Source organism: Actinomadura fulvescens (genome assembly GCF_039533225.1).
Taxonomy (GTDB): domain Bacteria; phylum Actinomycetota; class Actinomycetes; order Streptosporangiales; family Streptosporangiaceae; genus Spirillospora; species Spirillospora fulvescens.
Genome location: NZ_BAAATD010000004.1, coordinates 239456 through 264019, shown reverse-complemented (window position 1 = coordinate 264019; position 24564 = coordinate 239456). Strand labels below are relative to the sequence as shown.

The window sequence follows — 24564 nt, the reverse complement described above, 5'->3', positions numbered from 1 at the left end:
CGGATTCCCTTCTCGCGGGCACCGTGGGGTGCCTCGGACCGAAAGCCGGGGTGCACGATCCGGTGCGAGAACGATATAGAGACCCGCATCACACTGCAAGACTCTGAATAGAATCCTGCAAAAAACCGACAGCTAACGTCCTGACGGTGCCGGCCCGGTCGAGCCGCGCACCACGAGCTCCGGCTCGAAGAGCAGCTCCTCGTCCACCGCGCTGGCCCCCTCGATCTGCCGGACGAGCAGCGTCACCGCCGCCCGCCCCATCGCCTCGATCGCCTGCCGGACCGTGGTGAGCGGCGGATCGACGCAGCTCATCAGCGCCGAGTCGTCGAACCCGACCACCGAGACGTCGTCCGGCACCCGCATGCCCCGGCGCCGCACGGCCTTGATGGCTCCGAGGGCCAGGGGATCGCTGCCGCAGACGACCCCGGTGATCCCGTCCTGGAGCAGCCGGGTGGTCGCGGCCTGGCCGCCCTCCAGGGAGAACAGCGTGTGCTCCACCCGGCTCAGGCCGAGGCCCGCCGCGACCCGTTCGAACGCCGCCACCTTGCGCCGCGACGGCATGTGGTCCTCGGGCCCGACGACCAGCCCGATCCGGTCGTGGCCGAGCGAGCGCAGATGGCCGTACGCCTGCTCCACGGCGACCGCGTCGTCGGTCGAGACCCGCGGAAAGCCGAGATCGTCGATCGCGGCGTTCACCAGCACCACCGGCATGCCGCGCTCGCGCAGGACCAGATAGTGGTCGTGCGGCGCGTTGGCCTCGGCGAACTGGCCACCGTCGAACACCACTCCGGACGCCTGCTGGTCGAGCAGGAGCTGCACGTAATCGGCCTCCGACAGCCCCGCGACGGCACGGGTGCACAGCACGGGCGTGAAGCCGAGCTGGGCGAGCGTGCCGCCGACGACCTCGGCCAGCGCGGGGAAGATGGGGTTCTGCAGCTCGGGGAGGACGAGGCCCACCAGCCGGGCACGGTCGCCGCGCAGCTGCGTGGGCCGCTCATATCCCAGCACGTCGAGCGCGGTCAGGACGTTGGCGCGGGTCGTCTCGGAGACCCCCGGCTTGCCGTTGAGCACCCGGCTGACCGTGGCCTCGCTGACGCCGGCCTTGCGCGCGACGTCCGCAAGTCTTCGTGACATGGTGAAAGCATAGAACGAATCACGCAAGCCACTTGCATCACTTGCAGAAACTCAGTCGATTTGCCCGCAATCAGTCGGCCAGCGCGCCGCGTCCGGTCGGGGTGCCGCCGTCGCGGGCGGGCTTGCCGCAGTGGGCGCAGACGACGACCGGGTCGAGCACCTCGCCGCACGTGTGGATCCAGCGGACGGGCGGGTCCTCGGTGTTGATGTGGCGGTCCCCCCATTTCATGAGCATGGACAGCACGTCGCTCAGCTCACGGCCCGACGAGGTGAGGTGGTACTCGTACCGGGCCGGATGTTCGTTGTAGAGCTCGCGGCGGATGATGCCCGCCGCCTCCAGCTTGCGCAGCCGCGCGGTGAGGATGTCGCGGGACGCCCCGGTGTTGCGCGCGATCCCCTCGAAGCGGCGGACGCCGTAGAGCAGTTCGCGGATCACCAGGAGCGTCCACCGCTCTCCCACGACCCGCAGCGCGTCGGCGACCGAACATTCGCGCGGGTGTACGTCCTTGGTCGGCACGTGGGCGGGCATGGCGTCCAGCCTAGGGCGAGGCCCGAGGTCGCCGCCCGTACCGGCAGGGCGGCTGACCTCGGGATCCAGCGCGGACGGGTCAGAGGAGCTCAAGGATGGTGGCATTGGCCAGGCCTCCGGCCTCGCACATGGTCTGGAGGCCGAAGCGGGCGCCGCGATCCTCCATGCTGTGCAGGAGCGTGGTCATGATGCGGGCACCGCTCGCGCCGAGGGGATGGCCGATCGCGATCGCGCCGCCCCGCACGTTCACCTTGTCGAGGTCGGCACCGAGCTCGTGCTGCCAGGCCAGGACGACCGGCGAGAACGCCTCGTTCACCTCGAAGAGGTCGATGTCGGACACGGCCAGGCCGGCGCGGGCGAGGGCCTTCTCGGTGGCGGGGACGATCGCGGTGAGCATGAGCAGCGGGTCGTCACCGGCGACGGCGAACGTGTGGAACCGGGCGCGCGGCCGCAGGCCGAGGCGGGTGGCGGCGTCGAAGCTCATGATGAGCAGCGCGGCGGCGCCGTCGTTGATCGGCGAGGCGTTGCCCGCGGTGATCTGCCAGCCGATCTCCGGGAAGCGTTCGGCGTAGGACGGGTGGTAGTAGGCGGGCTTGAGCCCAGCGAGCGCCTCCATGGAGGTGCCCGGGCGCACGGTCTCGTCGCGCCGGCCCGTCCAGGCGACCTCCCGGTCGAAGTCGCCGCGTTCCCAGGCCGCGGTGGCGCGCCGGTGCGACTCGTAGGCGAACGCGTCGAGATCGGTCCGCGACAGCTTCCAGCGCGCGGCGATGAGCTCGGCGCTGATGCCCTGCCCGACCAGGCCCTCCGGGTAGCGGGCGTGCACGCCGGGGCCGAACGGGTCGCTGCCCGGCAGCACGTTGGATCCCATGGGCACGCGCGACATCGACTCCACCCCGCACGCGATCACGACGTCGTACGCGCCGCTGATCACGCCCTGCGCGGCGAAGTGCGCGGCCTGCTGGGACGAGCCGCACTGCCGGTCGACGGTCGTGGCGGGCACGCTCTCGGGGAATCCGGCGGCGAGCACGGCCGACCGGGTCACGTTCATCGCCTGGTCGCCCACCTGGGTCACCACGCCGCCGATCACGTCGTCCACCAGCGCGGGGTCGATCCCGCTGCGTTCGACCAGGGCCTGGAGCGTCCTGGCCAGCAGGTCCACCGGATGCTCCGCGTGCAGCGCTCCGCCCGGCTTGCCCTTGCCGACCGGGGTGCGCACGGCCTCGACGATCACTGCGTCCCGCATGGTGTCCTCCTCAGTTGGAAAACCAAACTCTCTGATCCGACTATCCGGCGGTAAGTTGGAAAACACAACCCACGCCGTCCATGACGGTCGTCACACCGCGTGCGGGCGCGGCACGACAGGACAGGACAGGACACTGGACGCACAACGGCTCGGAGGCCGTGGCGTCTATCGCCACGGCCTCCGAGTGGGACGAGCCGCTAGTGGAAGGGGCCCGAGAAGTGGTTCGTCATATCCCCCCGTACGTCGAAGGGCTCCGACCCGGAGCCGGTGGATTCCTGAGCGTCTATCAAGCGTTTGCCCTCCCGTCCCCTCGACGTCTGAAGCGGTCACTCCGGACAGTAGCCCAGTGACCAGGGGATTTGTGGATTCGGAAGCCCAATATCCACCAAAGCCCTCACCAAGCTCACGGGGTGACGGCCAGCCCTGCCAGCACCCGCGTTCCCAGCTCGGCGTCGCCCTCGACCCCGACCTCGACGTCCGCCGCCGCGCACCGGCCGGCCGCCAGCCGCACGAAGGTCTCCCAGTCCATGCTCAGCGTCGTGGTCGGCGGCCCCTCCGGACCGTCGGCCAGCCGACCGCGTCCGTCCACCCCTACCTGCACGTACTCCGCGCCGCTCCGGACGATCCTGAACTCGACCGACTGTCCGGGCGCCGCGCCGGCCCGCTTGGCGACGACCATGGGCAACCCCTGCCGCAGGATCATGCGGGCGCACTCCGCGCCGGGAGCGTGCAGATTGCCGGGGCGGCCGACAGCGCGGCGGACGTCCTGCTCGTGAGTCCAGCAGTCGAACGCGCGGAACACCATGAACATCGCGTACGGGACCATCCGGCCCGTCGGCGCCATGGTCTGCTCGTCCGGGTCCGTCGTGGCGAGCGCCGCCAGCCTGCGTTCGAGCACGTCGCGCAGCTCGGCGAGCACCTCCGCACCCGGCACCGCCCGGCGCGCGTCCACGCCGAGTTCCAGCATGCGCCCCATGTCACCGCGCACGTGCGGGAGTTCGTCCGGCAGGATGTGGCCGGGTGCCGGGTCCTCGCCCAGCAGCAGGATCTCCACGCTGACGATGTGCGAGACGACGTCCTTGACGCTCCAGCCCGGACACTCGGTCGCCAGTGCCCAGTCGGCCTCGGTGAAGGTCTCCGCGAGAGCGATCGTGGACCGCACCGTCTGCTCGAACGCATCGACATGCTTCTTCATAGCGAGCTGTGCCCTCATTTCGGGCTTCGCCGTCATATCGTTGCTCACGGCAGCACCCTAGGTGCTCAGCCTGGTGACCGGTAGAAGCGGACTTCCGGCCGCCCGACCTGGCCGTAGTGCGGACGGCGTTCCGCCAGGCCGTTCTCCGCGAGGTACTCCAGGTAGCGGCGGGCCGTCACGCGGGACACCCCGGTGAGCGACGCCGCCGACGCCGCCGACAACCCCTCGGCGGCGCCCGTCAGCGCCTCGGTGATGGTCTGCAGCGTCTCGCCGCTCATGCCCTTGGGCAGGGAACGCAGCTCCGGGGTGCGCAGCGCGGCGAGCATGCGGTCCACGTCGGCCTGGCCGGTCACCTCGCCGGGCAGCCCCGCCCGGCGCCTGAACCGCGCGTAGCTCTCCAGCTTGTCCCGCAGCGAGGCGAACGTGAACGGCTTGAGCAGGTACTGGACCACCCCGATCGAGACGGCCGACCTGATCACGGCCAGATCCCGCGCGGACGTCACCGCGATCACGTCCACCGGCACCCCGGCCGTCCGCAGCGCCCGGCACACCGTGAGCCCGTGCGTGTCCGGCAGGTAGAAGTCGAGCAGGACGAGGTCGACCGCATCGCGTCGCTGCTCGCAGAACCGCAGCGCGTCGGCGCCCGAGTGCACCACGCCCGCGACCGCGAATCCCGCGACCCGTTCCACATAACGCCGGTGCGCCTCGGCGGCCACCGCGTCGTCCTCCACCACCAGCACACGGATCACGACGCGCCCTCCGGGGCCCGCGCCGGCACGGGGGCCAGCGGAAGGCGAACAGTGATCACCGCGCCGATGTCCCGTTCCACCGTGATGGCGCCGCCGTGGCGCCGCACCGCCCTGCCGACCAGCGCGAGCCCGAGGCCGCGCCCCACCGGCCCGTCCGGCGGCTTGGTCGTCCAGCCGCGCCGGAACGCCGCCGGGACCAGGCCGGGATCGATTCCGGGTCCCGTGTCGGCGACCCGCAGCACGAGCTCGGTGCCCGTCGCCTGGACGCTCACCTCGACCCGCGGCGGGCCCTCCCCCGCCACCGCCGCGTCGAGCGCGTTGTCGATCAGGTTGCCCAGCACGGTGACCAGATCCCGCGGATCGATCGCGCCGTGCGTGCCGTCCATCGCCGTGTCCTCGGTGACGCGCAGCTCGACGCCCCGTTCGGCCGCCTCCGCGGACTTGCCCAGCAGGAGGGCGGCCAGCACCGGTTCGCTCACCGCGCCCACCACCCGGTCGGTCAGCGCCTGCGCGGTCGCCAGCTCCGCGGTCGCGAAGTCGACGGCCTGCTCGGGACGTCCCAGCTCGACCAGCGACACCACCGTGTGCAGCCGGTTGGCGGCTTCGTGCGCCTGCGCGCGCAGCGACTCGGCGAATCCCCGCACGGTGTCGAGCTCGCCCATCAGCGCCTGCAGGTCGGTGTGGTCGCGCAGGGTCGCCACGGTGCCCATCGGCCGGCCGCGCGAACGCACCGGCACGGTGTTGACGACCAGGACGCGGGTGTCGGCCACGTGGATCTCGTCCGACCTCGGTTCAGCCGACACCAGCGACTCCGCGAGCCCGGGCGGGAGCCCGAGGGCATCGGCGGGCGTCCCGACGGCGCCGGTGCCCAGGTCGAGCAGCTCGCGCGCGGCGTCGTTGCACAACACCACCCGGCCCGCGCGGTCGAGGATCACCAGGCCCTCGCGCACCGCGTGCAGGATCGCCTCGTAGTAGTCGAACATGCGGCGCAGCTCGTCCGGCGCGACGCCGCGCGTCTGCCGCCGCAGGCGCGCGCTCACCAACCAGCTGCCGGCGATCCCGGCGGCCAGCACGGCGGCGGCGATCGCGGCCAGCCACAGCAGGCGGACGCGCAGCTCGGCGGTGATCGCGCGGACCGTGATGCCGACCGCGACCAGCCCGGCCACGCGTCCGTCGGCGACGATGGGAACGACGGTGCGGACAGAGGGACCGAGCGTGCCGGTGTAGGTCTCGGTGAACGGGCGGCCGGCGAGCGCGGGCGCGGTGTTGCCGAGGAACCGCTGCCCGATGCGGGCCGGATCGGGATGGGTGTGGCGGATGCCCGCCGGGCTCATGATCGTGATGAAGTCGACGCCGGTGCCCGCGCGCACCCGTTCGGCGAACGGCTGCAGCTCGCGGCTCGGTGCCGGGGAGGCCAGCGCGGCGCGCACGCCCGGCGCCCCGGCGACCGTGGCGGCGACGGCGGTGACGGTCTCGCGGGCCCGGTCACCGGCGGCGTCGCGCGCGTCCAGGTAGGCGGGCACGGTGCCCGCGGCCACCAGCAGAGCGACGATCGCCGCCTGGAGCACCAGCAGCCGCCGGGCGAGGCTCCAGCGCCGCACCGGCGCCCATCTCCACCGCCGCACCGGCGCCCTACTCCACCGCATCCGCGCTCACCTTCGGCGTCGCCGGCACATCTCGGTCGTGAACGAAATGTACACAAGGGTGACCCCGGTCACATGAACGCCGATATTCGCGGAACAGGGAACCACGACGGACCCCGTGAACCGCGAAGGAGGCGACCCCCGTGCCAGCCAGCCCGCAGGCCGACGGTCCCGGCCGTTCAGGTGCCCATCCCGGCGGCGCGCCCGCACCGCGCCGCGACCGTATGCACTACCTCTACGTCTCGGTGATCGTCGCGGTGGTGCTGGGCGTCATCGTCGGGTTCGCCGCGCCGGACGTCGCCAAGGAGCTCAAGCCGCTCGGCACCGGCTTCGTCAACCTGATCAAGATGATGATCTCGCCGATCATCTTCTGCACGATCGTGCTCGGCATCGGCTCGGTGGCCAAGGCCGCCAAGGTGGGCAAGGTCGGCGTGATCGCGCTGACCTACTTCCTGGTGATGTCCACGTTCGCCCTCCTCATCGGGCTCGTCGTCGGCAACCTGCTGCGTCCGGGCGAGGGGATGCACCTCGACCCGTCGGCCGCGGCCAAGGCGCATGAGCAGGCCGAAGGCGGCGAAAGCCTGTCGGAGTTCCTGCTCGGGATCATCCCCACCTCGTTGCTGTCCTCGCTCACCGAGGGCGAGGTCCTGCAGACGCTGCTCGTGGCGCTGCTCGCCGGGTTCGCGCTGCAGCGGCTCGGTCCCGCCGGGGAGCCGATCAGGCGCGGCGTCGAGATGGTCCAGCGCTGGGTGTTCCGCATCCTGTCAATGATCATGTGGGCCGCGCCGGTCGGGGCGTTCGGCGCGATCGCCGCGGTCGTCGGCGAGACCGGCTGGGACGCGCTGCGCAGCCTCGCGGTGATCATGCTGGGCTTCTACGTGACGTGCGTGCTGTTCGTCTTCGGCGTGCTCGGCGCGGTGCTCTGGATCGGCGCCCGGATCAACATCCTGAGCCTGCTGCGCTACCTCGCCCGCGAGTTCCTGCTGATCCTGTCGACCTCGTCCTCCGAGACGGCGCTGCCCCGTCTGATCGCGAAGATGGAGCATCTGGGCGTGAGCCGGCCGGTGGTCGGCATCACGGTCCCGACCGGCTACTCGTTCAATCTCGACGGCACCGCCATCTACCTGACCATGGCCACGCTGTTCATCGCCGCCGCGCAGGACAGCCCGCTGTCGATCGGCTCCCAGCTCACCCTGCTGCTCTTCATGATCATCGCGTCCAAGGGCGCGGCGGGGGTGAGCGGCGCCGGGCTGGCCACGCTCGCGGGCGGCCTCCAGTCGCACAAGCCCGAACTCGTCGACGGCGTCGGCTTCATCGTCGGCATCGACCGCTTCATGTCCGAGGCGCGGGCGCTGACCAACTTCGCCGGGAACGCGGTCGCCACGGTCCTGGTCGGCACCTGGACCAAGGAGTTCGACGCCGGCCGCGCCCGCGCGGTACTCGCCGGCGAGGACCCGTTCGACGAGGCCGCCCTCGTGGACGCGCCGGCCCACGGCGAGACCGGGCCACCGGCGGCCGGCGCCAAGCCGCCCGCCGACACCGTCATCGACGGCCAGAATCCTCTATCCAGCGCCCGTTCCTAGGCGCGCCCCCCGAACAGCCGCGTACCCGGCGACCCCCGTGCGCCGGGTACGCGGCACCGCACCCGATGCGTTCCGTCGGCGGCCGGTCAGCCGTTGACCTTGCTGATGCCCGCGTTGGGCGCGTACTGGTTGCTGCCGTCGCGGATGGGCTCGGGCTTGCACTTGGCGCCGCCCTCGAACGACTGACCCGAGACGGTCGGCTTGCCCTTGAAGTTCTTCGTCACCATCTTGCCGGTCGCCTTCGAGCGCCGCGGGTGCCCGTTGCCGTAGGTGTTGCCGGAGAACGTGCTGCCCGTGCTGCAGGTGTGGTCGCGCGGGAAGCGCCAGAAGCTGAAGACGCCGTAGTAGCCGGTGCTCTTGAAGATGTTGCCGGTCACCTTGATGCCGCCGGCGCCGTCGCTCGCCCGCACCGGGTCACCGGTGATCTTGTAGAACGTGTTGCCGGAGACCGTGCTGCCCCGGCCGCCGCCCTCGGAGAAGTAGACGGCGTGGACCTGGCCGGGGTTGGTGCCGGCCGCCTCGTCCTCACGGTTGCGCAGGTCCCAGAAGTCGTTGTCCGCGACATCGATGTTGTTGGTGTTCTGCAGGTGGAGCGCCGCATAGCCCCTCTCGCCGCGCTTGATCGTGCCCATCCGCTCGAAGATCATGTTGCGGACCGAACCGCCGTTGAAGCCCTCGCCGCCCGTGCTGCCGTTGAAGTGGATCCCGCCGGTGACGTAGTTGCGGACGGTCATGCCGCGGAAGTGCAGCTTCGCCGGGCCCGGCGACACGGAGGTCCAGTAGCCGTCCTGCCAGCCACCGTCGAAGACCGGGCGCCCGGTGCCCGGCTGCGGCTTGATGGTGAACTCCCCGCCCGCCGGCATGTAGCTCCAGGAGAACGACCGGCCCTTGTAGGTGCCGCCCTTCACCAGCACGGTGCCCTTGGTCGCGCCCTTCTCGCGCAGGGCGGCCTCCGCCTCGTCCAGCGACGTCACGTTCAGCTTCGAGGAGCCGCCGCCCGATGAGCCGCCGCCGTTCCCGGCCGAGCCGCCGCCGTTCCCGGCCGCACCTCCGGAGGAGCCCTCGCCGGGCGGGCTCACGTGGACCACGACCTCGCCACCGGAAACCGGGACCAGGCTCGACGACCCGGGTGTCCAGGCGGCCACGCCGAGGCCGCCCGCGCCCACGATCGCGGCGGTGGACAGACCGATCAACATCACCGGCTTGCGCATGTCTCGCTCCTTGCTGGGTCGCGTACGACTGGTCAGCAGGAACGGTACGAAGGCGGGACGGCCCGCCCCCAGGGCCCTAGGGCCCCGCCGAGGGCGGGCGCCGACCCCAAATCAGCGGAAGACGACCGTCTTCGCCCCGTTGAGCAGGACCCGGTGCTCGGCGTGCCAGCGCACGGCGCGCGCCAGCGCGAGGCACTCCATGTCGCGGCCGACGGCCATGAGGTCCTCGGGGCTCTGGGTGTGGTCGACGCGGGCGATCTCCTGTTCGATGATCGGCCCCTCGTCCAGGTCGGCGGTGACGTAGTGCGCGGTCGCGCCGATCACCTTCACGCCGCGGGCGTGCGCCTGGTGGTAGGGCTTGGCGCCCTTGAAGCTCGGCAGGAACGAGTGGTGAATGTTGATCACCCTGCCGGGCAGCTTGGCGCAGAACCCGTCGGAGAGGATCTGCATGTAGCGGGCCAGCACCACCAGGTCGGCGCGGTAGTGCTCGACCAGCGTGAGGACCTCGGCCTCCTGCGCCGCCTTGCCACCGGGTCCGATCGGCAGGTGGTGGTAGTCGATGCCGTACGACTGGGTCAGCGGGCGCAGGTCGGGGTGGTTGGAGACGACCGCGACGATGTCGATGTCGAGCAGACCCGAGCGCTGCCGGTAGAGCAGGTCGTTCAGGCAGTGGCCGCCTTTCGAGACCATGATCAGCACGCGCTCGCGCGTGGCGGTGGCGTCCAGCCGCCACTCAAGTCCGAGGTCGGCGCCGAGGGCGGCGAACGCGCCGCGCAGGTCGTCCTCGCCCGTGCCGGACAGGGCGGCGAACTGCACGCGCATGAAGAACGTGCCGGTGTCCCGGTCGCTGAACTGCTGGCTCTCCAGGATGTTGCACCCGCGCCCGGCGAGGAGCCCGGACACCGCGGCCACGATGCCGGGGCGGTCCGGGCACGAGAGCGTCAGCACGTATTCGGTCACGATGTCACTTTCACTGCCGTCGGGTCGCACGGCGCCAGGCCCGTCCGAATGATGGACGTACGAGCTTACGCTGGGTGTCCTCGTGCCGCTGCCCGCCGCCACCGATGATGGAGGTCCTGTGACCGATCAAGACGACGACGTGCAGACCCGGCCGGCCGTACGGATCATCTGCGTGGACGGCGGCGGGCGCGTCCTGCTGATGCGCTGGCGCGACACCGTGAACGGGCGGGTCTTCTGGGAGCCGCCGGGCGGCGGGATCGAGGGGTCGGAGACGCCGCTCGGAGCCGCCCGGCGCGAGCTGTACGAGGAGACCGGCCTCTCCCCGGACGCCGTCGAGGACGTCTCGATCCCGGTCACGCGCGACTCCTACTGGCTGGGCCGGCACTTCAGGAAGGTCGAGCCGTTCTTCCTCGCCCGCTTCGACGGCAGGCCGGAGGTGCGGCCGGCCGGCTTCACCCCCGAGGAGGACGAGACGTTCGTCGCCTTCGGCTGGCACACCCTCGACGAGCTCGCCCGGCTCGACGAGCTGGAGCCTCCCGATCTCCTCGACGCGATCTCCAAGCTCCTCGCCCGCCACGCCCGGCCCTGACGTCCCGGCCCTGACGTCCCGGCCGAACGCGCCTAGCCGGTCAGGACGCCGTGCGCCAGGCGGGACAGGGCCGCGGTGATCTGGCCGGGCGTGCGGCCACGGTCGCGCTGGTGCAGGTACGACTCTGACGCGAGGGGCGCCAGCAGGACGTCCACGAGCGCGTCCGGCTCGGCGACGCCCGCCTCCACCAGGAGCGCGCGAACGTGCGCGCTCCAGAAGCCGTACGCCCCGGTCGAGTAGCGCAGCCGGCCGCTCTCGGCCCCGAGCACCAGTGGAGCGTGGGTCTCCAGCAGCTCGACCATCGCGGCGTAGAACGCGGCGAGCCGTTCGGCCGGTGGGGCACCCGGGCCAAGGGGCGGCTCACCCCTCAGGAGCCGCTCTTGGAGCTTGCGTTCGTGCTCGTCGAGGAGCGCGCGCGCTATGGAGGCGGTGTCGGGGTAGCGGCGGTACAGAGTGCCTCGCCCGACCCCCGCCGCCTTGGCGACGTCGTCCATCGTGACCTCGCGCGGATCGCGGGCGGCGAACAGCCCGGCGGCGGCGGCCAGCACCTTCGCGCGGTTGCGCGCCGCGTCGGCGCGCTCGCGGGGCGGGGCCGCCGGCTCGGCCAGCAGATCCCTTCGGCTCTCCATGCGGTGACCCTAGCGGACCCCGGAATAAGTGGACAACATGTCCGCTTATGGTTAGTGTCCAACCGGACATGTCGTCCGCTTAGTGAGGAGAGATCCATGACCACGTTGCTGCACCTGGAAGCCAGCGCCCGCCGCCGTTCGATCAGCCGCCAGGTGGGCGAGGCGTTCGCCGCGTCCTGGCGGGCCGCCCATGCCGATGGCACCTACCTGCACCGCGACCTCGCGCTCGATCCCGTGCCGTTCATCGGCGAGGCGTGGACCGAGCTGTGCGACCACGTGCTGGCCAACGGCATCACCGAGATCGGCCGTTACAAGGAGGCCGTCCGGACGCCCGGGCAGGCCGCCGCCTGGGCCGTCGTCGAGCCGCTGCTGAACGAACTGGTCGCGGCGGACGTCGTCCTGATCTCGACGCCGATGTACAACTACTCGATCCCCGCGTCCCTCAAGGCGTGGCTCGACCAGGTGACGTTCCCCAAGATGTCCCTGACCGGCCGCCGCTTCGTCGTGGCCACCGCGCGCGGCGGCGCCTACTCCCCCGGCGCGCCGAAGGCCAGGTTCGACTACCAGGAACGTTTCCTGCGCGACTTCTTCGCCGGTCACTTCGCCGTCGAGGACACCACGTTCGTCAACGCCGAGCTGGCCAACTCACGCCTCGACCCCGCCCTGGCCCACCTGCGGCCCGCGCACGACGAATCCCTCGCCGCCGCCCTTCGGACCGCCCACGACCTGGGAAAGGAGTACTGACATGCCCTGGGCCTTCCTCGCCCTGGCCGGACTGGTCGAGATCGCCTGGTCGCAGAGCATCAAGCCCACGCAGAACTTCACCCGGCCCCTCCCGACCCTCCTGTGCTTCGTGCTCGCCGCGATCGCCGTCTACTTCCTGTCCCGTTCGATGCAGACGCTCCCGGTCGGCACCGCGTACGCCATCTTCACCGGCATCGGGGCCGCCGGCGCGATCGGGCTCGGCATCGTCGTCCACAAGGACCCGGTCACCGCCGGCCGGACGATCGCCCTCGCCCTCATCCTGGGCGGGGTGGTCCTGGCACGCCTCACCAACCCGGAATGACGCGCGACCTGCGGCGTTGAAATGATTATGAACTCGACGCGGTTCTCGATCCTCGACCGGTCACGTACGCGGGCGGGCGAGAGCCACCCGGAGGCGCTGCGCGCCACGGTGGCCTTCGCCCGGCAGGCCGAGGAACTCGGCTACCACCGCTTCTGGGTCTCCGAGCACCACAGCGTGCCCGGAGTCGCCGGGTCGGCGCCCACCGTCCTGGCCGCCGCCGTCGCCGCCGCGACCTCCCGCATCCGCGTCGGAACGGGCGGCGTCATGCTGCCCAACCACCGCCCGATGGTCGTCGCGGAACAGTTCGGCGTCCTGGAGGCGCTCCACCCAGGCCGGATCGACATGGGCCTCGGACGGTCCGTCGGCTTCACCGGCGGTGTACGGCGCGCCCTCGGGCACGGCAAGGACGACGCCGACGACTTCGCGAACCAGTTGACCGAACTGCTCGGCTACTTCTCCGGCGATCAGGACGCCTACCCGGGCGTGCACGCCTGGCCCGCCGACGGCCTGCGCGTGCCCGCTTACATCCTGGCCACCGGATCGGGCGCCGACCTGGCCGCCGAGTTCGGGCTGCCGCTCGTGATCGCCGCCGCCCGCGGCGAGGACCGGATGGTCGAGGCGATCCGCAGGTACCGCGCGAACTTCCGGGGCCGCACCCCGTACGTGATCGTGTCGGGCACCGTGGCGATCGCCGGCACCACCGAGGAGGCCCGCCGCCTGCTCGTCCCGGAGGCCTGGTCGAACGCCTACTCCCGTACGCGCGGCGAGTTCCCGCCGCTCTCCCCGCCGGAGGAGATCCTCGCCCGCGAGATGACCGACCGGGAACGGCGCGTCTTCGAGGACTCCATGCGCGGGCACGTCCACGGCACCGAGGAGGAGGTCGCCGAGCAGCTCGAAGGCCTCATCGAACGCACCGGAGCCGACGAGATCCTCGTGCACACCAGCACCTACGACCGCGAGGCCCGCCTCGACTCGCACCGCCGCCTGGCCCGCCTCGCGGGCCTGCGCGTCCCCCTCCGCTCCGCGAGCTGAGCACCACACCCGGCGCCGGCACCGGGCGCGGGACCTCAGGCCCTGACCGACTGGCCGATGCCGAGCAGATTGCCCTCGCTGTCACGGAACCAGACGGCGCGCTCGCCGACGCCGCCGTGCGAGGGATAGTCGCCCTCCACCTCGGTGATGCCGCCGACGGGACGGAAGCCGGGCGCGTCGAACTTCTCGAACACCACGCCGCGGCCCCGGAGCTCGGCGACCACCCGGTCGAGGTCGTCGACACGCCACGCCATCTGCGTGTGCTCGCCGGAAGGCTTCCCGGCGGACGCGAACAGCGCGAAGCTCCCGCTCTGGCAGTGGTACAGAAGACCGCCCGGACGTTCTTCGGCGGGCTCCAGGCCCAGCTTCTCGGCATAGAAGCGCCGCGCCCGTTCGAGGTCTTGGGTGGGCAGCCGCGACGCGACCGCCGCGGCCCCCAGCAGCCCGCTGTGCCCTCGCCCCAAGCGCTCACGCCGCTTGACCCAGTAGTCGGGGGTCAGCTCGATGAGCTGGACGAGATTGCCGTCCGGGTCGGTCAGGGTCGCGAACCACGCTCCGGCCTGATCGCGGTATTCCAGCTCGGCGACCCACGTGACGCCGGCCGCGTCGAGCCGCTGGACGAGCCCGCGCGCGTCCTTGACATGCAGATTGATGATCACCCGGCCCGGTTCGGCCGTCCGCGCGGCGACGTCGTCCCGGCCGTCGATGAGCACGGCCACGTCACCGAACTGCACGAACCCGTCCCCGTTCGCCTCGACGCCGAAGGCCCGCTCGTACCACGCGCGCAGCCGGTCCGGATCAGTGCTGGCGAGCAGGATGCTGCCGATGGCCGGAGCTTCTGAAGTCATGTCCACGTCCTCCACGTTCACGTCAGATCTCCCCTCCCGGCTCACCGATGGTGAAGCCGAAGGCGGCGGCGACGGTCGCCGCCTGCCGGGAGTCGATGAGGGCGGCACGGAACCGGGCGGTGTCGAGGTTCAGCACGTTCAGGTCGCTGCCGCGCAGATCGCATTCGGCGAGCTCGGCCTGGTGGAACCAGGAGGCCGACAGATCACAGTCACGGAACACGGCCTTCTCCAGCCGGGCACCGGTGAGGTCGACCTCGCGCATCCGCACCCGGGAGAACGCCGCGCCTCGCAGATCGGCCCCCGGCAGGCCGGTGAAGGACCAGTCGCCGCCGGCGACCTTCAACGCCCCGAACGTGCAGCCGTCGAACATGCTTCCCGTGAGCTTGCATCCGGTGAAGGTGGCGTCGAAGAACGAGCACCGGGTGAACGTGCAGTTCACGAACGCGGTGTCGGTGCTGACCGAGCAGTTGAAGCGCACGCCCCGAAAGGCGCACTCCTCGAAGACCGCTCCCTTGGCGACGGTCTCGGTCAGGTCGACATCGACGAACAGCACCCGCGTGAACGTGTCCCCTTCGAGATCACGGAACTCCCAGTCGCCGGACCGGACCGTCGTCTCGGTCGGCGCGGGCTGGACGCCGTACCTGCGTTCGGCCATGACGTCCTCCATGGTGCTCCTGTGGCGGCTCCCGCCCTCGCCTCCACAGGAAACACCATGCCTAGGACAGTGAGGGCTCAGCCGAGCTTGCGGAAGAACTCGCGGAGGTCGCCGACGAGCAGGTCGGGGGCGTCGTGCGCGGCCCAGTGGCTGCCGCGCTCGTACTCGTTCCAGTGCACGATGTTGGAGTGGTCGCGCTCGGCGAACTTGCGCGGCGCCTTGAAGTCGTAGGCGAACGCCGCGAGGCCCATCGGCACGGTCGTCGGCTCGGACGGCTGCTCCGAGTGGTGGTTCTCGTAGTAGAACCGCGCCGACGAGGCCGAGGTGTTGGTGAACCAGTAGATCGACGCGTTGGTCAGGATGTCGTCGGGCGCCACCGCGTCGCCGAGCAACTGCCCCATCCAGGCGAGCTGCCCCGCGGGCGAGTCGGAAAGGGCGTGCGCGAGGGTCTGCGGCTGGGCCTGCTGCGACCTGTCGTGGATCGCGTGCTCGACGAACGCCTGCCCGAACTGCAGCGCCTGGAAGTCCTCGGGCGCGAGGCCGTCGAACTCGCCCTCGTCGCCGCGGGGGAACGAGAAGATCTGGTTGACGTGCACGCCGGCGACGTGCTCCTTGTCGGCCTCGCCCAGCAGCGGGCCGATGATGGCCCCCGCGTCGTTGCCGTGCACGCCGTACCGCTCGTAGCCGAGGCGGCTCATCAGCTCGGCCCAGGCCTTGGCGGTGCGGGCCGCGTTCCAGCCGCGGGTCGTGGTCGGCCCCGAGAAGCCGAAACCGGGGATCGACGGGATCACGACGTGGAACGCGTCGGCCGGGTCTCCGCCGTGGGCGCGCGGGTCGGTCAGCTCACCGACCAGGCCCAGGTATTCCACGAAGGTGTTGGGCCAGCCGTGCGTGAGGATCAGCGGGGTGGCGCCGGGCTCGGGCGAGCGCACATGCACGAAGTGGATGTTCTGCCCGTCGATCTCGGTGGTGAACTGCGGGTACTCGTTCAGCCTGGCCTCGTGCGCACGCCAGTCGAACTCGTCGCGCCAGCGCTCGACCAGCGGCCGGACGTAGGACAGCGGGACGCCGTACTCCCAGCCGGGAGGCGCCGGGACGCCCTCGACCTTGCCCGCGACCTCCTCGCCGGGCAGCTCGTCGGCCCATCGCGTCCGGGCGAGCCGGCTCTTCAGGTCGTCCACCTCGGCCTGCGGGATCTCGATGCGGAACGGCTTGATCTCGGTCATCCTCAACTCCCTGAACGGAACCAACGGCTTCGATTATAGCAGAACGAAACGTTCCGTTCCAAATATTGTGATCATGGCTGGCGGCGCCCCCGTCCGGTGCCGCCAGGGTCGTCCAGTCTGCGAGCCCTCCCTGCCCCGATCAACGGCGGATCGTTTATTGTGCCGATCACCTGGGCTTATGGATCGGAGGGGGCACATGGAGCTACGCGACATCGAGATCTTCCTGACCCTGGCCGAGGAACTGCACTTCGGCCGGACCGCCGAACGGCTGCGCGTCTCGCAGGCCAGGGTCAGCCAGTCCATCAAGCTCCAGGAACGGCGGTTCGGCGCGGCGTTGTTCGACCGGACCAGCCGGACCGTGCGGCTCACTCCCCTGGGCGCACAGCTGCGCGGCGAGCAGCCGGCGGACGGCGCCGGGAGTGCGGCCCAGCTCGGCGCGCATGACGCGGCTGAAGTGCGCCTGGTCGCTGAAGCCCAGGGACAGCGCCAGCGCGGCCAGGCCGGTCTCGCCGTCCTCGATGGCGGTCAGCGCACGGCTGACGCGCACCCGGTTGCGGTAGCGGCTCACCGTCATGCCGACGTGGTGGCGGAACGTCCGGCTCAGATGCGACGGCGAGGTCTCCAGCAGCCGCGCCAGCGCGACCAGATCCGTCGCCTCCGGCTCCGACGCGACGATCGCCTCCCGTGCCCGCTCGGCCAGAACGGCGCGCCCGGGCGTGCCCCCGCGCGCCGTACCCCGGCGTCCACGAAGCGCGAGCGTCAGCAGGTCGAGCACCGCCTCGGCCTCACCGAACGCGGGATCGTCGCGGTAGCGCGGCAACAGCCGATGAGCGAGCTCCAGCCGGGCGTCCACGGGCACCGCCGGTGACACGGCCGGCGAGCCGCCGCGCGTCGCGCCGCGCGTCGCGCCGCGTGCCGGGCCGCGTGGCTCGCCGCGTGCCGGGCCGCGCGTCGCGCGGACGGTGGTCACCGCGGGCCTCGGCCACAGGTCGTCGATGAGCGCGTCACCGGTGAACGTGATCACGGTGCAGACGTCGCCGCCCGCCGGATGGGCGAAGCGCTGCTCCGTTCCCGGGCCGTGCAGGTAACCGACGGTGGGATCGGCCATCAGCTCGCGGCCGCCCGAGGAGAGCCGGAACCGCCCCCGCCTCACCAGGATGATCTGCGGGGCCGCCGACCACTCCGGCGCGGACCACCCGGCATGGTCGTCCGCACACTCGACCGTCTGGACCCTGTAGTACGGGCTCTCGGCCACCACCCGCCCATTAAGCACGACTGCGACCCTACGCGCCGCCTCTGACATCCCAGCAGGCGCATATTTGTTCAAGACCCCGGCCACGCGCCCCGGTGATGCTCTGGCGCATGACCGCACATGTTCCCCCGGTCACCGCGGCGGTGCGCCGAGGACCGATGCTGGCCGTGCTGCTCACCGGACAGGTGATGGCGTCCATGGACGGCTCGATCGTCTCGGTGGCGGCGCAGACGATCCGCGACGACCTGAACGCGGGCGGCGCGGCGATCCAGCTGATCGTGTCCGGCTATCTCCTGACGACCGGGGTGCTCCTGGTGACCTGCGCCCGGCTGGGCGACATCCTCGGCCACCGCCGCGCGTTCCTGCTGGGCCTCGCGTGGTTCACCGCGGCCTCCCTGCTGTGCGGCCTGGCTCCCGGCGCCCTCGTCCTGGTGCTCGCCCGCATCGCCCAGGCCGTCGGCGCCGCGCTGCTGATGCCGCAGGTCTTCTCGCTCATCCAGGTGCACTGGGAAGGGGCTGCCCGCAGGAGGGCCATCGGCGTCTACAGCATGGTCCTGGCCCTCGGCGTCGCGCTCGGCCAGATCGTCGGCGGCCTCGTCGTCGGCGCCGACCTGTGGGGCCTGAGCTGGCGGCCCGCCTTCCTCGTCAACGTCCCGATCGGCGTGGCGCTGCTGGTGGTGGAGCCGCGCGTCCTGGCCGGGGCGCGTTCGGAGGGCGGGCCCCGGCTGGACGTCGCCGGAGTGGCCGCCCTGACCATCGCCATGACGGCGTTCACCGGCCCGTTGATCTTCGGTCCGGAGTACGGCTGGCCCCTCTGGTGCTGGGTCTCGCTCGTCTGCGGCGCCGCGCTGCTCGCCGCCTTCGTACGGTACGAGGCGAAGGCGCGGCAGCCGCTGCTCGATCCGAGGGCGGTGCGGCCCCCCGGCGTCAAGCCGGGCATGGCCGCGTGCTGGATCATCATGGGCTGCTACACGGTCTTCTTGCTGACGCTGACCCTGCATCTGCAGTCGGCGCTGCGGTTCTCGCCGTTCGAGGCCGGGCTCGCGTTCGTTCCGTACGCCGTGGGCTTCGGCTCGCTGAGCCTGAGCTGGAACCGGTACCACCCGCGCCTCCAGAGGCTGCTCCCCCTCCTCGGCCCGCTCGCGTTCGCGGCCGGAGCGGCCACGATCGTGGTGCTCGCACGCGACCGGTGGCCGGGCCTGGTCTCCGTGCCGATCCTCGCGTTCGCCGGGGCGGGCCACGCCGCCGGCTACAGCCCGCTGATCGCCCAGGTGTCGTCGCTCGTGGACACCAGGTTCGCCTCGGCCGTCTCGGCGCTCAACTCCACCGGCCCGCTCCTGGCGAGCGTGACGGCCGTGGCGGGGCTCGGCAGCGTGTACTTCGCCGCGCCGGCCTCCGCCGACGGCCTGGTCCGCGTCATGGCCGCGATCACCGTCCTGCTCGTCCTCGGCGCCGTCTGCGCCCAGCGGGCGCGGACGGCGAGCCCGCCGTCCGCCGGAACGTCCGCCGGGACGTCCGCCGGGGCATCCGCCGCTACCGGCGGGTAGTTTGCGCGGCACCTGAACGGTTAGATTCGCACCCATGCGGCGAATCCTGCTCCTCGCGCTGGCCGTGGCCCTCGTGCTCACCGGCTGCACGGAGAAGACCAAGGAGAGCGGCGGCGGCAAGGGCAAGGGCACCGCCGACGGCAAGCGGCCCGCCAAGGTGGCGGGCATCCCGACCGCCACCGGCACGCACAAGCAGAAGCTGGAAGTGGGAACCCCCGGCCACCGCGAATACCTGCTCCACGTTCCGCCCAAGCTCACCAAGGGCACCTGGCGGAACGGCAAGCCGGCCAAGAGGCTGCCCCTCGTCCTGGCGCTGCACGGCGGGCTCTCCGACATGAACGCCTTCCGGGCGCTCACCGGATTCGACGAGGTGTCCGACGACAAGGGTTTCCTGGTCGCCTATCCCAACGGCTTCATGACGACCTGGAACGCCGGGAGCTGCTGCGGCGCCGCCAAGCTCGGCGACATCAAGGACGTCGACTTCCTCGGCAAGCTGATCGACAAGCTGACCGGCGCGGGGCTGGCCGATCCCGGGCGGGTGTACGTGGCGGGGTTCTCCAACGGCGCGGGCATGGCGTACCGGATGGCCTGCGAGCGCCCCGAGAAGGTCGCCGGGATCGGCGTGGTCGAGGGGGCTCTGGTCACCCCGTGCGAGCCCGGCCGCCCGGTCTCTGCGATGATCTTCCACGGGACCGCGGACCGCAGCGTGCCGTTCAACGGGGGCGGGCGCCGGGACTTCAACGACAGCCGGGGATTCCCGCCCGTCTCGTACGCGGTGGACTTCTGGCGCAAGGCGGGGAGGCTCCCGGAGATGCGCCGGCCCGTGCGCGCGCAGGGCGGGGCGGAGTGCAGTTCCACCGGCAAGGGAACCCGCGGGGCCGAAGTGACGTTCTGCAAGATCGTAGGGGGCACGCACCGCTGGCCCTCCGGGGCGAGCCGTACGCTCTGGGACTTCTTCGCCGCCCATCCGCAGGGCTAGCCGGCCCCCTCCCCGGCAGACATGAAGAAGTTTCATATCTGGCGTTTTCTATGGCAACCTGGCTGGTATGAACCTCCGGGAACGCTACGACGCCGCCACCGCCGGCCTTGAGGCGCCCTTCGCGGTCGTCGACCTGCGGGCGTTCCGCGACAACGCCGCCGATCTCGTCCGCCGCGCCGCCGGCAAGCCCATCCGGGTGGCGAGCAAGTCCGTGCGGTGCCGCGCCCTCCTGGCGGAGGTCCTGGCGATGGACGGCTTCGCCGGGATCATGGCGTTCACCCTGCCCGAGGCCCTCTGGCTGGCCGAGCACGAGGTCAGCGACGACATCCTCGTCGCCTATCCCACCACCGACCGGACCGCCCTGCGCGCGCTGGCGGCGGACGGCCGCGCGGCCGCGACGATCACCGTCATGGTCGACTCGGCCGACCATCTCGACCTGATCGAGGAGTGCGCCGAGGGCCGCCCGGTGCGGGTCTGCGTCGACATCGACGCCTCCTACCGGGCGCTCGGCGGCAAGGTCAGGGTCGGGGCTCGGCGATCACCACTGCACACTCCCGAGCAGGTCCGGGCGCTGGCCGAGTCGGTGCTCAAGCGGCCCGGACTCGACCTCGTCGGCCTCATGGCGTACGAGTCACAGATCGCGGGCGTGGGCGACGTGCCGCCCGGCAAGCCCGCGATGGGGCGGACGATCCGCGCCATGCAGAAGCGCTCGCGGCTGGAGCTGGCCCGCCGCCGCGCCGCCATCGTCACGGCCGTCCGCGAGCTCACCGATCTTGAATTCGTCAACGGCGGCGGCACCGGCAGCGTCGAGAAGACCACCGCCGAGCGCGCCGTCACCGAGGTCGCGGCGGGCTCCGGGCTCTACCAGCCGCACCTCTTCGACTACTACTCCAACTTCCGGGGCCGCCCGGCCGCGCTCTTCGCGCTGCCCGTGGTGCGGCGCCCCGGCCCGGGGGTCGTGACCTGCCTGGGCGGCGGCTACCTGGCGTCCGGACCGGGGGACGAGATCCGCCTGCCGCAGCCGTACCTGCCCACGGGGTTGTCGTTCGACTCCAACGAGGGCGCCGGCGAGGTGCAGACGCCGCTCCTCGGCGACGCCGCCGACCTCCTGCGGCTCGGCGACCGGGTCTGGTTCCGCCACACCAAGGCCGGTGAGCTGTGCGAACGCTTCGACGCCCTGCATCTGATCGAGGACGGCCGGGTCGTGCGCACCGTGCCCACCTACCGCGGCGAGGGCCGCACGTTCCTCTAGAGGCCGTGATCGCCTCCGTCCTCGGGGGGAGCGCTCCCGTGGCTGATCCTGACCTTGCCCTGACCTCGTCCGACAACGACCGGTTCGGAGCTGGACCGGTTAAGTTGGCCTTTATGACCGACGCACCGTTGATCAGCGTGCGCGGCGAGGCCGTGCTGGAGGTCGAGCCGGAGATCGCGCGCCTCCACGTGCACGTGCAGACCCAGGAGAGCGACCGGCGCCGGGCACTGGACCGCCTCGTCGAGCGCAACGAGCAGTGCCTCGACCTGGTCAGGTCGTACGGGGAAGCGATCGAGAAACTGGAGACGGGCGGGCTCTCGATCACACCGCTGCTGAAGTACCGGCGGCGCGAGGGCGACATCCGGGCCTACCGGGGCACCGTCTGGATCAAGATCACGGTCGCCGACTTCACCGTTCTGGGCGAGCTGGTGACCCGCCTGGGCGACCTGGAGCGCACCTACGTGAACGGCCCCCACTGGCAGCTCCGCCGCGACAGCCCGGTCTACAAGGACGCCGCGCGGCAGGCGGCGCACGAGGCCGTGTCCCGCGCCCGCAGCTACGCCGAGGCGCTCGGCTCCCGGCTCACCGGGCTGGTCGAGCTCGCCGACGAGGGCCTCACCACCGATCCCGGCCGGAACGGCCCCCACGAGTACGCGATGATGGCCGCCGCGCCGGGGATCGCCGAAGCGGCCGACGGCGGCGGGCCTGAGGCGATCGACCTGGAGCCCGAGACGCAGACCGTCCGCGCCGCCGTCGAGGCGCGCTTCCGCGCCACCGCGCCCGACCTGGAGTCCCCATGAAGGCCGGTACGACGGGAGCGCCGGGCGCGCCGCCGCGGCCGTCACTGGAGGATCCCTGCGCCGAACGCGGGCCCGGTGTCCCCGCCGGGCCGCGCGGGCCCGGCGCCGGAGGGCTGGACGTCTTCCTGACCGGCCAGGTCTTCATGGACATGATCTTCACCGGGCTGCCCGGCCTGCCGCCGCCCGGCACCGAGCTGGTCACCGACGGGCTCGGCTCGGCGCCCGGCGGCATCGCCAACATCGCGGTCGCGATGAGCCGCCTCGGCCTGCGCACCGGCCTCGCCGCCCCGTTCGGCGACGACATGTTCGGTGCGTACCTCTGGCGCACGCTCTCCGAGCAGGAGGACGTCGACCTCAGCTGGTCGCGCCGGGTCAACGGCTGGTCCACGCCGGTCACGGTCTCGCTGGCGTACGCCGCCGACCGCAGCATGGTGACCTACACCAAGCCGCTGCCGATGCCCGCCGACGACCTGGTCAGCGACCTCCCCACCGCCGCCACCTGCTTCATCGACATCGACCGGGAGGTCCCGGGCTGGGCCCTCGCCATGCGCGACAGGGGCGCCCTGGTCTTCGCCGACCTCGGCTGGGACCCGACCGAGACGTGGTCCACCGACGTGCTCGACCGCCTGCGGCACGTGGACGTCTTCCTGCCCAACGCGGTCGAGGCGATGGCCTACACGCGCACCCGCACCCCCGACGCCGCGCTTGAGGCGCTGGCCGAGCGGGTGCCCGTCGTCGTGGTCAAGCAGGGTTCGCGCGGCGCCATCGCCATCGACTCCACGACCGGCGAACGCGCCGCGGCGCCCGCCCTCCCCGTCGACGCCCTCGACCCCACCGGGGCGGGCGACGTGTTCGCCGCCGGGTTCGTCTTCGGCACGCTCGCCGACTGGCCCCTCGGCCAGCGGCTCTCGTTCGCCAACCTCTGCGCCGGGCTGTCCGTCCGGCACTACAGCGGCTCCCTCGGCGCGCCCTGCTGGGGCGAGATCGCCGCGTTCGGCGAGACCGGCGAGGTGCCGGCGGAGGTCCTGGAACGTTACGACTTCGTCGTCCCCTACATCCCCGAGGCCGAGCTGGAACGCGGGCCCGACTCGGTGACCCGCGCCGAGCCGACACTAAGGTGAACCCGAGGCGACGCTTGAGGTGAGCACCGAGGTGACCATGAAGATCGCGATCATCGGGGCCGGCAGCGGCTACATGCCCGGCGTCATCCGCGGCCTGCTGCACCGCGCGGACGACCTGGCCGGGGCCGAGCTCGCCTTCTACGACGTCGACGCCGCCAATCTCACCGTCATCGCCCGGCTCGCGACCAACATGTTCGCCGCGCGCGGCGCCGCGTTCACCGTCACCGCCCACACCGACCTCAAGCCCGCCCTCGACGGCGCGGCCTACATCTTCACCACGTTCCGGCCCGGTGGCATGGCGGCCCGCCACCTCGACGAGTCGATCCCGCTCAAGCACGGCGTCGTCGGCCAGGAAACGGCCGGTCCCGGCGGCTTCCTCATGGCGTGCCGCTCGATCCCCGTCCTTCTGGAGATCGCCGCGCACGCCGAGCCCGACGCGTGGATCGTCAACTACACCAACCCGACCAACATCGTCACCGACGCCGTGACCCGCAACACCGGCATCCGGATCATCGGTCTGTGCGACCAGTTCGTAGGTGACACCGAGATGTGGGCCCAGTTGCTAGGCCTTCCCTACGAACGCCTCGAAGTCGACTGGATCGGCCTCAACCACGCCACCTGGGCCGAACGCGTTCGCCTCGACGGCAAGGAGGTCGACCTCCCGGCACTCCTCGCCGACCTGGAGGTTCCCGGCGGCGGCGCCACACCATGGCGCGACCCCTCCCGCATGGCCGAGCTCGCCAAAGCCCTCGGTTTCCTGCCCAACTCCTACTCCAAGTACTACTTCTTCCACGACCAGGTAGTGGAAGAACTGCGCGCCAAGGGCACCACGCGCGCCGAAGACATCCAGGCGATGCTGCCGGGGTTCCGCGCCCAGGTCACCGAGGAGTCGTACAAGCCCGACCCCGATCCCAGCCGGGAACGCGGCGGCGGCGAGCACGGCGAGTTCGCCATCGACGTGATCTGCACGCTGCACCTGGGCGAGAGCCGCCGCGTCATCGTCAACACCACCAACAACAACGCGATCTCGTCCCTCCCCCCGGACGCCATCGTCGAAGTGCCCTCCCTCCTCACCGCCGCGGGTCCCGTCCCGCTCGTCCAGGGCCCGCTGCCCCGCGCCGTCCGGGGCCTCACCCAGGCGATCCACGAGTACGAGCGGCTGGCCTCCGACGCCGCCGTCACCGGATCGCGCCGGCTCGCCCTCCAGGCCCTGATGGCGCATCCGTTCGTGACCGGCAAGCACACGGCGGAGAAGATCCTCGACGAGGGCCTGGCCGCCCATCGCGCATACCTCCCGCAATTCGGCTGAACGCGGAGACAG

General features: G+C 71.6%; 23 protein-coding genes and 2 pseudogenes. 12 read left to right on the top strand and 13 right to left on the bottom strand.

Going from position 1 to position 24564, the window contains the following annotated elements; genetic code table 11:
* Nucleotides 1–132: 132 nt before the first annotated feature.
* From ABD333_RS16980 to ABD333_RS16955, 6 genes are all read right to left on the bottom strand, one after another.
* Nucleotides 133–1134 (bottom strand): LacI family DNA-binding transcriptional regulator, encoded by a 1002-nt coding sequence (locus ABD333_RS16980; RefSeq protein WP_344541982.1) that lies wholly within the window; start codon nucleotides 1132–1134, stop codon nucleotides 133–135.
* A 70-nt stretch (nucleotides 1135–1204) separates the two neighbouring features.
* On the bottom strand, nucleotides 1205–1663 hold the full coding sequence (locus ABD333_RS16975) for a winged helix-turn-helix transcriptional regulator (RefSeq protein ID WP_344541980.1): 459 nt from the start codon (nucleotides 1661–1663) through the stop codon (nucleotides 1205–1207).
* A 79-nt stretch (nucleotides 1664–1742) separates the two neighbouring features.
* On the bottom strand, nucleotides 1743–2906 hold the full coding sequence (locus ABD333_RS16970; RefSeq protein ID WP_344541977.1) for a thiolase family protein: 1164 nt from the start codon (nucleotides 2904–2906) through the stop codon (nucleotides 1743–1745).
* Between the two features lie 403 nt (nucleotides 2907–3309).
* Complete coding sequence (locus ABD333_RS16965; protein ID WP_344541975.1) at nucleotides 3310–4149, bottom strand: maleylpyruvate isomerase family mycothiol-dependent enzyme; 840 nt, start codon at nucleotides 4147–4149, stop codon at nucleotides 3310–3312.
* Between the two features lie 17 nt (nucleotides 4150–4166).
* Nucleotides 4167–4850 (bottom strand): response regulator, encoded by a 684-nt coding sequence (locus tag ABD333_RS16960; RefSeq protein WP_344541973.1) that lies wholly within the window; start codon nucleotides 4848–4850, stop codon nucleotides 4167–4169.
* Nucleotides 4847–6496, bottom strand: coding sequence for a sensor histidine kinase (locus ABD333_RS16955; RefSeq protein ID WP_344541971.1), 1650 nt, complete (start codon nucleotides 6494–6496; stop codon nucleotides 4847–4849). Before ABD333_RS16955 ends, ABD333_RS16960 begins: the two co-directional genes overlap by 4 nt.
* Nucleotides 6497–6636: 140 nt before the next feature.
* Between ABD333_RS16955 and ABD333_RS16950 the strand changes: the two genes are divergently transcribed.
* Complete coding sequence (locus ABD333_RS16950) at nucleotides 6637–8076, top strand: cation:dicarboxylate symporter family transporter (protein ID WP_344541969.1); 1440 nt, start codon at nucleotides 6637–6639, stop codon at nucleotides 8074–8076.
* Nucleotides 8077–8162: 86 nt separating this feature from the next.
* Here ABD333_RS16950 and ABD333_RS16945 read toward each other — a convergent pair whose 3' ends face one another.
* Complete coding sequence (locus tag ABD333_RS16945; RefSeq protein ID WP_344541967.1) at nucleotides 8163–9287, bottom strand: right-handed parallel beta-helix repeat-containing protein; 1125 nt, start codon at nucleotides 9285–9287, stop codon at nucleotides 8163–8165.
* A 111-nt stretch (nucleotides 9288–9398) separates the two neighbouring features.
* Complete coding sequence (purU, locus tag ABD333_RS16940; RefSeq protein ID WP_344542647.1) at nucleotides 9399–10250, bottom strand: formyltetrahydrofolate deformylase; 852 nt, start codon at nucleotides 10248–10250, stop codon at nucleotides 9399–9401.
* Between the two features lie 115 nt (nucleotides 10251–10365).
* Between purU and ABD333_RS16935 the strand changes: the two genes are divergently transcribed.
* The gene (locus tag ABD333_RS16935) at nucleotides 10366–10836 is read left to right on the top strand and encodes an NUDIX hydrolase (RefSeq protein WP_344541965.1); all 471 of its coding nucleotides are present in this window, start codon (nucleotides 10366–10368) and stop codon (nucleotides 10834–10836) included.
* A 32-nt stretch (nucleotides 10837–10868) separates the two neighbouring features.
* On the opposite strand, the gene ABD333_RS16930 is transcribed toward ABD333_RS16935, so the two are convergent.
* Nucleotides 10869–11465, bottom strand: a complete 597-nt coding sequence (locus tag ABD333_RS16930; protein ID WP_344541963.1) for a TetR/AcrR family transcriptional regulator — start codon at nucleotides 11463–11465, stop codon at nucleotides 10869–10871.
* Between the two features lie 96 nt (nucleotides 11466–11561).
* On the opposite strand from ABD333_RS16930, the gene ABD333_RS16925 reads away from it, so the two are divergent.
* Genes ABD333_RS16925 through ABD333_RS16915 form a run of 3 tightly spaced genes read left to right on the top strand, consistent with a single transcriptional unit; the run spans nucleotide 11562 to nucleotide 13563 of the window.
* Nucleotides 11562–12209 carry an FMN-dependent NADH-azoreductase gene (locus ABD333_RS16925; RefSeq protein ID WP_344541961.1) on the top strand — a complete coding sequence of 216 codons (648 nt, stop codon included), beginning with the start codon at nucleotides 11562–11564 and terminating at the stop codon, nucleotides 12207–12209.
* Between the two features lies 1 nt (nucleotide 12210).
* Nucleotides 12211–12531 (top strand): DMT family transporter, encoded by a 321-nt coding sequence (locus ABD333_RS16920; protein ID WP_344541959.1) that lies wholly within the window; start codon nucleotides 12211–12213, stop codon nucleotides 12529–12531.
* Nucleotides 12532–12558: 27 nt separating this feature from the next.
* Nucleotides 12559–13563, top strand: a complete 1005-nt coding sequence (locus ABD333_RS16915; protein WP_344541957.1) for an LLM class flavin-dependent oxidoreductase — start codon at nucleotides 12559–12561, stop codon at nucleotides 13561–13563.
* Between the two features lie 35 nt (nucleotides 13564–13598).
* Here the strand turns inward: ABD333_RS16915 and ABD333_RS16910 are convergent, their stop codons facing one another.
* From ABD333_RS16910 to ABD333_RS16900, 3 genes are all read right to left on the bottom strand, one after another.
* A complete protein-coding gene (locus ABD333_RS16910) occupies nucleotides 13599–14411 on the bottom strand; it encodes a VOC family protein (RefSeq protein ID WP_344541955.1) in 813 nt (270 codons plus the stop codon).
* A gap of 22 nt (nucleotides 14412–14433) precedes the next feature.
* Nucleotides 14434–15078 carry a pentapeptide repeat-containing protein gene (locus tag ABD333_RS16905; RefSeq protein WP_344541953.1) on the bottom strand — a complete coding sequence of 215 codons (645 nt, stop codon included), beginning with the start codon at nucleotides 15076–15078 and terminating at the stop codon, nucleotides 14434–14436.
* 65 nt (nucleotides 15079–15143) lie between these two features.
* Nucleotides 15144–16292, bottom strand: coding sequence for an epoxide hydrolase family protein (locus ABD333_RS16900; protein WP_344541951.1), 1149 nt, complete (start codon nucleotides 16290–16292; stop codon nucleotides 15144–15146).
* A gap of 196 nt (nucleotides 16293–16488) precedes the next feature.
* On the opposite strand from ABD333_RS16900, the pseudogene ABD333_RS16895 reads away from it, so the two are divergent.
* Nucleotides 16489–16684, top strand: a pseudogene (locus tag ABD333_RS16895) (LysR family transcriptional regulator); the annotation flags it as partial.
* A 53-nt stretch (nucleotides 16685–16737) separates the two neighbouring features.
* On the opposite strand, the pseudogene ABD333_RS16890 reads toward ABD333_RS16895, so the two are convergent.
* Nucleotides 16738–17400 (bottom strand): annotated as a pseudogene (locus ABD333_RS16890) (helix-turn-helix domain-containing protein); the annotation flags it as partial.
* A 254-nt stretch (nucleotides 17401–17654) separates the two neighbouring features.
* Here ABD333_RS16890 and ABD333_RS16885 point away from each other — a divergent pair.
* The 6 genes from ABD333_RS16885 (at nucleotide 17655) to ABD333_RS16860 (ending at nucleotide 24552) form a co-directional block, all read left to right on the top strand.
* A complete protein-coding gene (locus tag ABD333_RS16885) occupies nucleotides 17655–19091 on the top strand; it encodes an MFS transporter (protein ID WP_344541949.1) in 1437 nt (478 codons plus the stop codon).
* A gap of 34 nt (nucleotides 19092–19125) precedes the next feature.
* Entirely contained in the window at nucleotides 19126–20070 is a 945-nt protein-coding gene (locus tag ABD333_RS16880; RefSeq protein WP_344541947.1) for a CE1 family esterase, read from the top strand.
* Nucleotides 20071–20137: 67 nt separating this feature from the next.
* Nucleotides 20138–21322 (top strand): amino acid deaminase/aldolase, encoded by a 1185-nt coding sequence (locus tag ABD333_RS16875; RefSeq protein WP_344541945.1) that lies wholly within the window; start codon nucleotides 20138–20140, stop codon nucleotides 21320–21322.
* Between the two features lie 113 nt (nucleotides 21323–21435).
* Complete coding sequence (locus ABD333_RS16870; protein WP_344541943.1) at nucleotides 21436–22122, top strand: SIMPL domain-containing protein; 687 nt, start codon at nucleotides 21436–21438, stop codon at nucleotides 22120–22122.
* Nucleotides 22119–23243: a carbohydrate kinase family protein gene (locus tag ABD333_RS16865; protein WP_344541941.1), complete on the top strand. Its 1125-nt coding sequence runs from the start codon at nucleotides 22119–22121 to the stop codon at nucleotides 23241–23243. The genes ABD333_RS16870 and ABD333_RS16865 overlap by 4 nt, the downstream gene beginning before the upstream one ends.
* A 19-nt stretch (nucleotides 23244–23262) precedes the next feature.
* Entirely contained in the window at nucleotides 23263–24552 is a 1290-nt protein-coding gene (locus tag ABD333_RS16860) for a family 4 glycosyl hydrolase (RefSeq protein WP_344541939.1), read from the top strand.
* Nucleotides 24553–24564 lie beyond the last annotated feature (12 nt).